This window comes from Chryseobacterium sp. Leaf404 (assembly GCF_001424145.1).
Taxonomy (GTDB): Bacteria; Bacteroidota; Bacteroidia; order Flavobacteriales; family Weeksellaceae; genus Chryseobacterium.
Map to the genome: position 1 here is coordinate 66,899 of NZ_LMQM01000013.1, position 13,338 is coordinate 80,236.

Annotated in this window: 14 protein-coding genes; 12 read left to right on the forward strand and 2 right to left on the reverse strand. The window is 35.9% G+C overall.

Annotated elements, in window-relative coordinates:
- Nucleotides 1-4: 4 nt before the first annotated feature.
- From ASG31_RS14610 to ASG31_RS14635, 7 genes are all read left to right on the forward strand, one after another.
- Complete coding sequence (locus ASG31_RS14610) at nucleotides 5-1,258, forward strand: hypothetical protein (RefSeq protein WP_056034255.1); 1,254 nt, start codon at nucleotides 5-7, stop codon at nucleotides 1,256-1,258.
- 2 nt (nucleotides 1,259-1,260) lie between these two features.
- Nucleotides 1,261-1,989, forward strand: a complete 729-nt coding sequence (locus tag ASG31_RS14615; protein ID WP_082504597.1) for a T9SS type A sorting domain-containing protein — start codon at nucleotides 1,261-1,263, stop codon at nucleotides 1,987-1,989.
- 78 nt (nucleotides 1,990-2,067) lie between these two features.
- Nucleotides 2,068-2,310, forward strand: a complete 243-nt coding sequence (gene rpmB, locus ASG31_RS14620; RefSeq protein WP_034760742.1) for a 50S ribosomal protein L28 — start codon at nucleotides 2,068-2,070, stop codon at nucleotides 2,308-2,310.
- A 3-nt stretch (nucleotides 2,311-2,313) separates the two neighbouring features.
- Nucleotides 2,314-2,496, forward strand: coding sequence for a 50S ribosomal protein L33 (gene rpmG, locus ASG31_RS14625; protein WP_027373683.1), 183 nt, complete (start codon nucleotides 2,314-2,316; stop codon nucleotides 2,494-2,496).
- Between the two features lie 19 nt (nucleotides 2,497-2,515).
- Complete coding sequence (locus ASG31_RS18255) at nucleotides 2,516-2,668, forward strand: DUF4295 domain-containing protein (RefSeq protein ID WP_065399141.1); 153 nt, start codon at nucleotides 2,516-2,518, stop codon at nucleotides 2,666-2,668.
- A gap of 169 nt (nucleotides 2,669-2,837) precedes the next feature.
- Complete coding sequence (ftsY, locus tag ASG31_RS14630) at nucleotides 2,838-3,791, forward strand: signal recognition particle-docking protein FtsY (protein WP_056034260.1); 954 nt, start codon at nucleotides 2,838-2,840, stop codon at nucleotides 3,789-3,791.
- A 50-nt stretch (nucleotides 3,792-3,841) separates the two neighbouring features.
- The gene (locus ASG31_RS14635; RefSeq protein WP_056034265.1) at nucleotides 3,842-4,102 is read left to right on the forward strand and encodes a GlsB/YeaQ/YmgE family stress response membrane protein; all 261 of its coding nucleotides are present in this window, start codon (nucleotides 3,842-3,844) and stop codon (nucleotides 4,100-4,102) included.
- Nucleotides 4,103-4,181: 79 nt separating this feature from the next.
- On the opposite strand, the gene sppA is transcribed toward ASG31_RS14635, so the two are convergent.
- Entirely contained in the window at nucleotides 4,182-5,936 is a 1,755-nt protein-coding gene (sppA, locus tag ASG31_RS14640) for a signal peptide peptidase SppA (protein ID WP_056034269.1), read from the reverse strand.
- Nucleotides 5,937-5,955: 19 nt separating this feature from the next.
- On the opposite strand from sppA, the gene folK reads away from it, so the two are divergent.
- The 5 genes from folK to fmt all read left to right on the forward strand — a co-directional run bounded on the left by folK (nucleotide 5,956) and on the right by fmt (nucleotide 12,034).
- On the forward strand, nucleotides 5,956-6,372 hold the full coding sequence (gene folK / locus ASG31_RS14645; protein WP_056034272.1) for a 2-amino-4-hydroxy-6-hydroxymethyldihydropteridine diphosphokinase: 417 nt from the start codon (nucleotides 5,956-5,958) through the stop codon (nucleotides 6,370-6,372).
- A 22-nt stretch (nucleotides 6,373-6,394) separates the two neighbouring features.
- A complete protein-coding gene (locus tag ASG31_RS14650; protein WP_056034275.1) occupies nucleotides 6,395-7,492 on the forward strand; it encodes an outer membrane beta-barrel protein in 1,098 nt (365 codons plus the stop codon).
- A 64-nt stretch (nucleotides 7,493-7,556) separates the two neighbouring features.
- Entirely contained in the window at nucleotides 7,557-9,017 is a 1,461-nt protein-coding gene (locus tag ASG31_RS14655; protein ID WP_056034277.1) for an OmpA family protein, read from the forward strand.
- A 77-nt stretch (nucleotides 9,018-9,094) separates the two neighbouring features.
- Entirely contained in the window at nucleotides 9,095-10,996 is a 1,902-nt protein-coding gene (locus ASG31_RS14660; protein WP_056034280.1) for an ATP-dependent DNA helicase RecQ, read from the forward strand.
- A 90-nt stretch (nucleotides 10,997-11,086) separates the two neighbouring features.
- Nucleotides 11,087-12,034 (forward strand): methionyl-tRNA formyltransferase, encoded by a 948-nt coding sequence (gene fmt, locus ASG31_RS14665; protein ID WP_056034283.1) that lies wholly within the window; start codon nucleotides 11,087-11,089, stop codon nucleotides 12,032-12,034.
- Nucleotides 12,035-12,082: 48 nt separating this feature from the next.
- On the opposite strand, the gene ribB is transcribed toward fmt, so the two are convergent.
- Nucleotides 12,083-13,204, reverse strand: coding sequence for a 3,4-dihydroxy-2-butanone-4-phosphate synthase (ribB, locus tag ASG31_RS14670; protein ID WP_056034286.1), 1,122 nt, complete (start codon nucleotides 13,202-13,204; stop codon nucleotides 12,083-12,085).
- Nucleotides 13,205-13,338 lie beyond the last annotated feature (134 nt).

Genomic DNA, 13,338 nt, shown 5'->3' on the forward strand with positions numbered 1-13,338 from the left:
TACCGTGAGCGTTAATTGGGCAAAAGCTGCAACCTCGTTAAATTACCCAGATTATTGGGATGGATCAATAATTCAAAACGGTATCGCTTTTGGTGGGTTGGTTGGTTCAGGAAACATTCCTGTGCTACACCCTGGTCAGGAAGCTTTAGTTGAAATCCCTTGGAGTGTTCCTAATCCACAAAATTTCACTACAATAAACAGTGATCCATGGCATTTTTGTTTGCTTGCAAAAGTTAATTCAAATGATGATTTGCTGTCATATCCAATTACAGTAAATCCTAATGAGATGGTTAGAAATAATAATAATTTGGCTTGGAAAAATCTAACTGTTGTTGACGTTTCTACAGGCGGAGGGACTGTCAAAGTTGGTGGAGCGATTGCAGTTCATAATCCAAAACCAAATGCAGAAAATTATAACCTTGACTTTTTCGTTGAGAATACGGAAATCGGAAAACCAATCTTTGAAGAAGCAGAAGTAAGAATAGTTCTTGATGATATTTTACTTAAAGCATGGAAAGATGGTGGCAGTTTAGCAACAAATGTGGAAGATACACGTGATGATCATATTAAAGTTGTTACTGGAAACAATGCATCTTTGCAAAACTTGAGAATGGATCCTGAGAGTACAGGAACTCTAACGTTGACTTATAATTTTTTAACCGAAGAAATGACCGGCAAAGAAAAATACAATTACTTCGTAACTCAAAAAACATCAGCTACAAACGAATTGCTAGGTGGAGAACTTTATGAAATTAGAAAAGACCAAAGACCTTTTTTTGAAGCAAATGCCGGAAATAATATAACTGTAGAAAAATATGAAGCTACAACCTTAAGTGCAAATAATATTTCTGAATCTGTAACCTATAATTGGTATGACGAAACAGGAGATTTGATTTATTCAGGAAAAAACATGACGGTGTCGAACGATATAACGAAAAAATACAAATTAGAAATTGTTGCCAATGATGGTTTTAAAGATTACTCTGAGGTAGAAGTAATTGTTAATCCATATACTTTTAAAAGTCTTGCTCCTAACCCTGCTATCAATGAAGTTCTTGTAAAATATGATATTGAAAATGCTACATCAGCTTATATTTCTGTAAAGAGTTTATTCAATAATACACCACATAATTATATTTTAGATATAAATACAAGTCAAAAAACAATTTCGTTGCAAAACTATCCTAGTGGGCAATATATTGTATCACTTTTTGTGAATGGACAATTAATTAACAGTAAGAATCTTATTAAAAACTAATTATGAAAAATATAGCATTTTTGTTAATAATAATGTCAAGTTTTCTAACTAGAGCACAACAATCAGTTTTGACAAGTAATTCTTGGTATTTAGAAAGCATAACTATTAATGGTGTAACAACAAACGCTCCAAGCAACAGCGAATTAAGCATCATCACCGCCAATTTTACTGCTACTTCTTTTCTATCAACAGCGCTTACAACTTTTCAAGGATATAATTTAGGACAGGCAATTATTGATAACACGACGTTAAATTTAACAGATTTTTATTACAATCCAAACGCTCAAGGTTGCCAAATCCCCAGCAACAGCACCTTTCAAAATGATTATTTTTGGTTTTTTGGCCCATACAATAACGCTGCTCCAAAAAATTACAGCATCACAACCAGCGGAGGCATTCAAAAATTAACCATAAGCAGCAACAACGGTCATCAGGCTGTTTACAACAATTCCTATTTATCGGTGGATGAAAATAAATTAAATCCAAAGACAATAGCGATTTCTCCAAATCCCGTGACAGATATTCTTCATATTAGAAATTTACAAAACAATTCTGAATTACAGATTATTGATTATACAGGTAAAGTAGTTTTAATAGAAAATCTAAACAATAGAAAACAAAACTATATCGACGTTGATGTTCAGGCACTTCCTATCGGTAATTATATTGTTGTAATTAAAAATCAAAAAGCAATTGGTAATAAAACCTCTTTTAAATTTATTAAAAAATAAAGCAAAACAATTTGTCTATTAAAAAATTTATTCGTTATTTTGCAACCTCAAATATTATACAAATAAGAACATCGAGATATGTCAAGAATTTGCCAGATAACAGGAAAGCGTGCAATGGTTGGTAACAACGTTTCCCACGCTAATAACAAAACGAAGCGTCGTTTTGAAATTAACTTATTGGAAAAGAAATTTTACCTTCCAGAGCAAGACAAGCACGTTACGCTGAAAGTTTCAGCTCATGGATTGAGAATCATTAACAAGATTGGAATCGAGGAGGCTATCGAAAGAGGCATCAGAGAAGGATTGATTAAAAAGAATTAAATCATGGCAAAAAAAGGAAACAGAGTTCAAGTAATTCTTGAATGCACAGAGCACAAAGAAAGTGGTATGCCAGGAATGTCCAGATACATTTCTACAAAAAATAAAAAGAACACTACAGAAAGATTGGAATTGAAAAAATACAATCCTGTTCTTAAGAGATCTACCCTTCACAAAGAAATCAAGTAATTTATAAATATAATTTACCATGGCAAAGAAAGTAGTAGCAACCCTACAAAGCGGACAGTCTAAAAAAATGACTAAAGTGGTGAAAATGGTGAAGTCTTCTAAATCAGGAGCTTACGTTTTCGAAGAAAAAGTAATGAACGCAGACGAAGTAGACGGTTTTTTAAAAAAATAATCGCTTCGGTCTATCGAAATACAAAAACTATCCGGTTTTCGGGTAGTTTTTTTGTTATATTTGCTTTTCTAAGATGGGTGCGGGATGTAAGATGCGGGATACCGGATATTTGCCTTCTTTAAACATCCAACATCCTGCACCCAACATCCCGCATTAAAAATTCATAAAAATGAGTTGGTTTAAAAATATTTTTAAGAAAGAAGAGAAAGAAACTCTGGACAAGGGTTTGGAAAAATCCAGTCAGGGCTTTTTCGAAAAAATGACGAAAGCCGTCGTTGGTAAAAGTAAAGTTGATGATGAAGTTCTCGATAATCTTGAGGAAATTCTTATCGCATCAGATGTTGGCGCCTCTACCACCATTAAAATCATCGGAAGAATTGAAGAACGTGCAGCAAGAGACAAATATGTAAGTGTAAGTGAGCTGGACAACATTCTCCGCGAGGAAATCTCTAATCTTTTACTGGAAAACCCACACAGAAGAACAGGAAATATTGATACCTCAAAAAAACCTTACGTCATTATGGTAGTTGGCGTAAACGGCGTTGGTAAAACCACTACTATTGGAAAACTGGCTCATCAGTTTAAATCTGAAGGCAAAAAAGTAGTTCTTGGAGCTGCTGATACCTTTCGCGCCGCAGCAGTTGATCAGTTGGTGATCTGGAGCGAGAGAGTGGGCGTACCGATTGTGAAACAGGAAATGGGATCAGATCCCGCTTCAGTGGCTTTTGATACAGTTCAGAGTGCCGTTGCTCAGGAAGCTGATGTGGTGATTATTGATACGGCAGGTAGGCTTCATAATAAAATTAATTTAATGAATGAACTTTCTAAAATCAAAAGAGTGATGCAGAAGGTGATTCCGGATGCGCCACACGAGATTTTATTGATTTTGGATGGCTCTACAGGGCAGAATGCTTTTGAGCAGGCAAAACAGTTTACGGCAGCCACAGAGGTAAATGCTTTGGCGGTCACTAAATTAGACGGAACGGCAAAAGGAGGTGTGGTAATAGGAATTTCTGATCAGTTTCAGATTCCCGTGAAATATATTGGCGTAGGAGAAAAGATGCAGGATCTGCAGCTTTTTAATGGTACAGAGTTTGTAGATTCATTTTTTAAGAAGAGGTAATTGACCTTTTTTATTAATAAACTATTATTAACTAATTAAAAAATTTTTCTATGGGATTTATTACTTGGATTATTTTCGGACTATTGGCCGGAGCAATCGCTAAAATGATCATGCCTGGTAAACAGGGCGGTGGATGGTTAATCACAATTATTTTAGGTATCGTGGGTGCCTTTATTGGTGGTTTAATCGGAGTTTATGTTTTGCATTGGGGAGATGTAGATTCTTTCTGGAACTTCCGCAGTTGGTTCCTAGCTATTGGAGGTGCAGTAATTGTAATCTGGCTTTACGAAATGCTTACGAGAAAAAGATAATTACAGCTTCTGTAACTTAAAATAAAATCCGGCAACTGAAATTCAGCTGCCGGATTTTTTATGAAACAATATAATTCAGTTAATCAATTTTTATCAGGTAAGGCATTTCCATTTTAACCTCAGATTTCAGTTTTTTGTCTGTAAGCTGCATCAGGATTTCATAGTTTGATTTTCCTATTTTATTCTTCAGAACTTTGGCTGAAATATCATCTTCATTCATCCCTTCAAAAAACTGTTCGAAAGCTGTTTTTTCCTCAGGATAGGTTTTCACCTTATACTCTTTCAGATTTGCTCTACCTGCAGCAAATTTCACGGCATCATTCAGAGTTCCCAATTCATCTACCAAACCTATTTCTTTCGCTCTTGCGCCACTCCAGACTCTTCCTCCTCCTACTGCATCAATCTGTTCGAAAGATTTTTTTCTGTTTTGAGTAACGAAATGCACAAATCTTTTATAAGTACCTTCTACACTTTTGGTAATCATCGCCACACCGTGCGGACTCAATCCGTTCAGTGAAGAATAGTAGGCCGAATTGGCATTGGTAGCAACAATATCAGAACGTACTCCGTTTTTATTGGCAATCTCTTTAAAATAAGGAAGTACTCCGAAAACACCGATAGACCCTGTTAAAGTATTCGGTTGGGAATAAATTTTATCTGCAGCCATCGCAATGTAATAACCGCCTGATGCAGCATAGTCCCCAAAAGAAACAATCAGCGGTTTCTTCTTTTTCAGCTGCTGAAGTTCAAATAAAATCTCATCAGACGCATTAGCACTTCCGCCAGGGGAATTTATTCTCAGCACAACCGCTTTTACCTTTTTATCATTCTGGAGATCCTTAATATATTCCAAATATTTCTCTGAGTGAATGTCATTATATTCATCACCACTGTTGATAGATCCTGAAGCATACAGCACCGCTACTCTGTCGCCGGATTTTTCTTCATTTTTAAATGAACTTACATATTTGTTTAAAGAAATTTTTGAAAGTTTATCTTTTTCTTTCAGATTTAATTTAGACTTTAAGATCTGATCATATTCTGTCTTCTGAATAAGTTTGTCCGCCAGTTTAAACTTTACACTTTCTTCAGGAATCATCCCGTACAAGCTGTCTACAACAGTTTTGAACTGCGGTAATTCAATTTTTCTTGAAGCTGCAATTTTTGAAGAAGTGCTGTCCCAAATGTCATTTAATAAAGTACTGAGCTGTTCTCTATTTTCAGGAGAAATTTCATTTGCGATAAATGGTTCAACGGCAGATTTAAATTTACCGTGACGGATCACTTCAATTCCGATTCCGTATTTTTCGGCAAATTCTTTAAAGAAAGTAACTTCGGTAGACAAACCTTTCAATTCAATACCACCTGATGGATTAAGATAATACTGATCTGCTACAGAACCTAAATAATATGAAGACTGCGAAACCGTATTTCCGTAAGCGTACACAAATTTTCCGCTCTTTTTAAAATCTGCAATCGCTGCTCTGAGATCATCAATCTGAGTGATACCAGCACTTACATCGTCAGCTTCAATGCTGATTCCTTTAATATTGCTGTCATCTTTTGCTCTTCTAATCGCTTCCACTGCATCATAAATCAGAATTTCTTTGGTTTTACTGTTGAAAGCAAAAACATCTTTCTGAACTTCTGTGGGGCTGTCTATGATTTGCGTCTTGAGATTAATAGTAAGTACAGAGTTTTTCTTTACTTCCACAGACGAGCTCTCGCTTGCCGATCCTACTGCAATCATAATAATAAAAAAAACAAAAAACAGGCAGCAAAGAATAGCAATTGCAACTATATTTGCCAGGACATTTTTAAAAAAACTCTTCATAAATAATAACTTTTTCAATATGTCGCATCATACTGCCGTTTTGTTACTGGGAAGTAACATTGGAGATCAAAAAAAAAACCTCGAAACTGCTTTTAAAAGGATAAGAAACCAAAACATTGTAATATTATCTGAAAGTAAATTTTTGTATTCAGAGCCCGTGGAATTTGTCAGTTCCAATAATTTTTGTAATATTGCACTACGAATTGAGACAGATTTATCACCAATTCAGCTTCTTAATGCTTTAAAAGAAATCGAGAAAAGCATGGGAAGGCTGGTAGATTCAGGCAATAGCAGAAACTATTCAGACCGGGTGATTGATATTGATATCGTAAGTTATAATAATATAGTTTTCTTTTGTAGAAGCTTAGAGATCCCTCACTACAGACATCTTTACGAAAGAGAATTTTCCAGACTATTATTAGAAGATTTAAATTAAAACAGAACATAAAACATATTGTATGAAATTAGGTTTATTATTGTTGGCTGCACTTCCTATAGCTACTTACGCACAGGACAGTATTGCGATTAGTCATTCACACGAATATCCTAACACTTTTTCTTCGGGATCTGCTAATGTGCAGACTTTTAACAATGCGAGCCGCAAATTTAACGATTGGTCGGTTTCAATTGGTGGAGGACCTGCATTTATGACATTTGCAGATGTAACTTCATTTTATGGAGATAAAGTAAAGTGGGGCTGGAATGCGTATGCAAGTATCGACAAACAGATCAGTCACACTTTTGGTTTGGATTTGCAATACCAAATGGGCGAAACAGAACAGCAGGCTAAATTGCCAAACAATCCGGCTGCCGGAATTGGTAACGCATGGACAAAATACAAGCAGGTTTCACTATTGGGAGACATTAACTTTTCAAATTTATTGAGAAGAGTTGATAACAAATCACCATATAGATGGGCACTTCATGGTTATCTGGGAGCAGGGATCATGGCTTTTCAAACAGAGCTTATTGACAATGACGCTTCAAGATGGAGCACCAATCCTCCTAGAATTCCTATTAAAAATGATCAGAAATTCGAAATTTCATCTTTCTTCTGGCAGGCTGCTGTTGGTATGAAATATAATGTTTCGAAACTTATCGATGTGGAAGCAAGAGTAATCTACATCAACAGTATGGATGAGGAATTTGATGGTGGTGGTGAAGGAAGATCTCTTGATACTCCTGCCGGTGACAGAATTAATTACAACCTGATTAATGATAGCTACTCAGACGGAGCGATGAGCTTTACTTTAGGTCTTTCATTTAAATTAGGTAAACACAACACACATTTAGCTTGGCATGACCCATTACAGGAAGTGTACGGAAGAATGTATGATCTTGAAAACACATCTACAGAACTTGTGGTGTGCGAGAAAGGAGATAATGACAATGACGGCGTTTGTGATGACTGGGACAGACAGCTTGACACTCCTGCCGGAGCAAGAGTTGATGGCGCAGGTGTAGCATTAGATATGGATCTTGACGGTGTTATTGATCTTTATGACAAATGTGTGACTGTAGCAGGACCTCAGGAAAACAACGGTTGTCCTAAATAATAGTATCATTTAAAAGTAATTTTAAAATGATTAAATCAAGTAATAACAAAATAAAAAATACACTATGAAATTAAGTTTAGCAATTGTTGCATTTGCTTTAGCGGTCCCGGCCCTGAGCTTTGCACAGGATTCTACGGCAGTTTCTAATGAACAGCAGTATCCGAATACATTTTCTTCCGGATCTGCAAATGTTTCAAAATTCACACAGGAATCTAAAAGATTCAACGACTGGTCAATATCAGCTGGAGCTGGAGTTCCTTTGGTTCAAGCAGGAGATCTTACCTCAATAAAAAATGGTAACGGTAAAAACCTTTTCGGTTACTCGATGTATGTCAGTGTTGACAAAGCGATTACACACGCTTTCGGACTTAAGCTACAGTATGACAGAGGAGAAACAAGACAAGGTTGGTTCAATACAAAAGATGCTGCACCATCTGACGCTTCTGTTTACCAGAGAGTTGGCGCAAGAACTCAATATGACGCAATCTCTTTAATAGGAGACATCAATTTCTCAAATCTTTTGAGAAGAGTTGATAATAAATCTCCTTACAAATGGGCTTTACATGGTTACGCTGGTGTTGGAATTCTGGGTTATAGAGCTTACCAGAAAGACGAGATAAATCAAAGATTAATGACTGAGCAGGAATTGTTCAAAAATCAATCTTTCTTCGGACAGGCTGGTGCTGGTCTGAAATATAAAATCAACAGAAGATTAGATATCGAAGGTAGATTAATGTATGTTTACACTGGCGATGATGAATTCGATGGAGGTGGTGAACAATACAGCTATATCAACAAAAGAGAAGATCAGATTTCTGATAACTTCATCAACGCAACTCTTGGTCTATCTTTGAAATTAGGAAAACACGAGTCTCACCTAATGTGGCATGACCCATTGCAGGAAATCTATTGGAAACTTGACGTTTTGGCTGAGAAAAACCAGGAAGTTGAAGTTTGTAAAAAAGGAGATTTAGACAACGATGGTGTTTGTGACGACTGGGACAGAGAATTAAACACTCCTGCTGGTGCAAGAGTAGACGGAGCTGGTGTAGCTTTAGATACAGACTTAGATGGCGTAATTGATCTTTACGATCAGTGTGTTACTGTTCCTGGTCCTGTAGAAAACAACGGTTGCCCTACAACGCCTACAACTCCAGTTGGTCCTGTTATTGAAAATGAGAAAATTTTAGAAGGAATCGAGTTTGATTTGAATTCTGACAGAATTTTACCATCTACTACTCCAATTCTTAACAACGCTGTAAGCTACATCAATTCTTCAAACGGTACATATACTGTAATTGGAGCTACTGATACAAGAGCTTCTGATGCTTATAACCAGAAACTTTCTGAAAGAAGAGCAAACAGTGTAAAGAGCTACCTAATCAAAAACGGTGTTGAAGCTTCTAAGCTTAACTCTGTTGGTAGAGGAGAAAAAGATCTTAAATATCCTGAGTGTGACCCTGCTGAAAAATGCCCTGAATGGAAAAACAGAGCAAACAGAAGAGTTTACTTCGAAGCTAAATAATAATTTTTCTTATTATAAATTAAAAGTCACGCAATGCGTGACTTTTTTTGTTTCAATACTTTTCTTACATTTACTTTATGATGTCTCCACAAGATTTTACAGAACTGAAAAGTAAAACCCTAAAACATTTCTGGGGTCACGATCATTTTAGAGAAGGGCAAGAGCAGATTATAGATTCTGTAATGAACCGGAAAGACACCTTAGTTTTGCTTCCCACCGGCGCGGGAAAATCTTTGTGTTATCAGCTTCCGTCTCTGTTGCAGGAAGGCACCTGTCTTGTGATTTCTCCATTGTTGGCATTGATGAAAGATCAGGTTAATCAGTTAAAATTCAGAGGAATTGAAGCAGAATATCTGAGCTCTGAATTAGACGAATTTGATGCAGAGGTAATTTATAACCGTTGTAAAGACGGTTTAACTAAATTATTATATGTTTCTCCCGAACGCCTTACAAACAAAAATTTTGTACAGCAGATAGAAGAGATTCAGCTTTCTTTCATTGCGGTGGATGAGGCTCACTGTATTTCAGAATGGGGTCAGGATTTCAGACCGAGTTATCAGAATATTAAAGAATTCAGAAAAAATAATCCTGAAATACCGTGTCTCGCTTTAACTGCTACGGCAACTTCAAAAGTTTTAGATGAGATAAAAATTAAACTGGAACTTAAAAATCCTCAAATATTTCAGAAGAGTTTTAAAAGAGAAAATATTAAGATTTTCACTGAAGAAATTTCAGATAAATATCAAAAAGTTTTCAACATTCTAAAATATGCTAAAGAATCAGGAATAATCTATGTACGAACCAGAAAGGATGCAGAGCTTCTCACGGAATTTCTTCACAGAAAAAACATCACCAATGTTGATTATTTCCACGCAGGACTGTCACCTAAAGAAAAAAATGACCGACAGAACTTCTGGAACAACAGTAACGAAAATGTACTGATTTCAACCAATGCCTTTGGGATGGGAATAGACAAAGACAACGTGCGTTTTGTTATTCACTTCTCCCCTTCACAATCGATTGAAAATTATTATCAGGAAATCGGGCGTGCCGGACGTGACGGCAGAAAAAGTTATGCTTTTATGCTTTGGAATAAACAGGAACTTTCAAATTTTGATGATATACTGAAAAATCAGATTCCAAATAAAACAGAATTTCTTAAAATTACGAGTTTTATCTACTCAAAATTTCAGGTTGCAGAATTTGAAATACCGGAAAATCAGTTTCAGATTAATATCAACGGAATTCAGAATTTCACAAAATCTTCTGCTGCTAAAATTAAAAACGTCCTGCAGTTTCTGCACAATCAGGAAATCGTGTATTACAATCCCAATAAAAGTCTGTCAACGCTGCAGCTTTTAATAAAGCCTGATGAATTAGACCAGCTTCCAGCCAAAGATGCCTATTTTATAGAACTTCTTTTAAGATCAATTTCAGGAATTACCTCTCACAAAGTGATGTTCAGTGAAATGAAAGTGAGCGACAAAATTGGCGTGAGTGTTCATTTAATAAAAGAAAGAATAAAAGAACTTCAGCAAAAAAACTATGTTGAATATATTGACGGATCTTTAGCAAGTATTAAGTTTCTCAAACCAAGAGATGAGCGCGTAATGACAAGCGTATACTGGAAACTCTTCGAGCATATCCAAAAAAATAAAATCCTGAAATGGGAAGAAATGAAATTTTTCATTGAAGACGATTCTTATTGTAAAATGAAACTCATACTCTCCTATTTCGGTGAGAAAAATCCTAAAAACTGCGGACAGTGCACAGTCTGTGAAAAAAACAAACAATCGGTTTTCGGTAAAAATGTTTCTGACGAAATTGTGAAGATTTTAAATAAAAAGGCTGCTACAATCGAAGAAATTTCAATTCAGTTACAGTTTCAGAGCAAAGAAAATATTTTGGAAAATCTGATATTTTTACTGGATTCCGGGAAAGTAAAAATGCTGAATTTCAGAACATACGCTTTGACATGAGTAATGAGAAATGGGTAATAAGTAATGTGTAATAGGATAATTCATAATTCTTATTTTCAACTTATAATCTAAGAGTTTTATCTTTGCATCATGAAATCATTGAAAGTTGTTTTTTTAGGAACTCCCGAGTTTGCTAAGACTTGTCTGGAAGCTATTCATCAATCGCATCACAAAGTGGTGGGCGTAGTAACTGTTGCCGATAAAGCAATTGGCCGCGGTCAGAAAATCAATCAGTCTCCTGTAAAAGTTTATGCAGTTGAAAATAATATACCCGTTTTTCAGCCCGAAAAATTAAGAAATCCTGAATTTTTAGAAGATTTAAAAAAACTAGATGCCGATATTTTTGTAGTCGTAGCTTTCAGAATGATGCCTAAAGTTCTTTTTGAAATGCCTAAAATGGGAACTTTCAACCTACATGCTTCCCTGCTCCCAGATTACAGAGGTGCCGCTCCAATTAATTACGCAGTGATTAATGGTGAAGAAAAAACGGGCGCAACCACATTTTTCATTAATGAAAAAATTGATGAGGGAAATATTTTAATGCAGGAAGAAATCCCTGTATTGGAAGATGAAAATGCAGGACAATTGCATGACAGATTGATGGAAATGGGCTCAAAATTAGTCGTAAAAACCCTGAACGGATTAGCAGAAAACTCAATAACAGAAAAGCCTCAACCAGAAGTTGGACATCCAAAAAACGCATACAAAATCTATAAAGATGATACTAAAATCGACTGGACGAAATCTTCAAAAGAAGTTCATCAGTTTATTTTGGGAATGTCTCCTTATCCAGCTGCTTTTACCACTTTGAAAATTGGAGAAGATGAAAAAGGACTGAAAATTTATGCAGGAAAATTTGAAATTTCCAATGGAGAAAAACCTGTAGGAAGTTTAAAAATTTCTAAAAATGAATTTAAAATCTTTACAAAAGACGGAATTTATTATCCGTCAGAACTTCAGTTAGAAGGCAAAAAAAGAATGAATATCAAAGATTTCCTCAACGGATTTAGGAATTTCGACGAAATAAAATTGTCCTGAAAATTAAAACCTTCAAGGTTTTTGAAACCTTGAAGGTTTAGTATATTATTAAAGCTGAACCATCTCCGTCACCTCAACGTCATAACCTCCCACTTGTGGCTTTACGTCAGGATTTTGAGTGATTACTCTGAATTTATTGATTCCTAAGTTCTTTAAAATCTGAGTTCCGATACCGTAATCTCTGTAATTGAATGCAGCAGTAGGATGTTTTTGCTGACCATCCTGATAATTTAAGAACTGCTGAAGTTTTCTCAATGTATTTTCAGAATTCGAAACATTATTAATGAAAATAATCGCTCCTTTTCCGGCTTCATTAATCATCGAAGTTACTTTTTCCAACTGAGGTTTTTCACCGTTATTCAGTCTTGTCAAAACATCAAAATAAGAATCTGAAGACTGCACCCTCACCAAAACAGGCTCATCAACCGTCCAAGTTCCTTTTGTTAAAGCAAAGTGAATTTGGTCGTTAGATGTTTCTCTGAAAGCGCAGAAATGGAAATCTCCATAAGCTGTTTTCACATCTCTTTCTTCAATTCTTTCAATTAAATTTCCTTTCTTAAGCTGATAATGAATCAAATCTTCAATGGAAACAATTTTCATCTCGTGTTTCTGAGCAAAAATCTGTAAATCCGGCAAACGGGACATAGAACCGTCTTCATTCATAATTTCGCAAATGACCCCACCCTCTTTTAAACCTGCCAAACAGGTCAAATCGATCGCAGCCTCTGTGTGACCGGCTCTCTTTAAAACGCCACCTTTTCTCGCACGGAGTGGGAAAATGTGACCAGGACGCATGAAATCTGTCGGTTTAGATTTCTCATCCATAAGAGCTAAAATTGTTTTCGCTCTGTCTGATGCAGAAATTCCCGTAGAAGTTCCGTCTCCCAAAAGGTCCACAGAAACTGTGAAAGCCGTTTCTTTAGGATCGCTGCTTCGGCTCACCATCACCTCAAGGCCAAGCTCGTCACATCTTTTTTCCGGTAGCGGCATACAGATCAAACCTCTGCCGTGCACCGCCATAAAGTTGATCAGCTCGGGTGTTGCAAGTTCTGCGGCACATAGAAAATCGCCTTCATTCTCTCTGTCTTCATCATCTACGACTATGATTATTTTACCATTTTTAAGGTCTTCAATCGCCTCTGGAATAGTATTTAGTTTAATATCTGACATTTTTACTTTGAATTTTCGCAAAGATACTCAATAAAATAAGCATCAACAATTATTAACTGCGCTTTATAATTTCTTTAATTTACAGTAAGGCTTGAACAAATGAGCCACATCAGTTTTAGTCGTAAATATTGAAA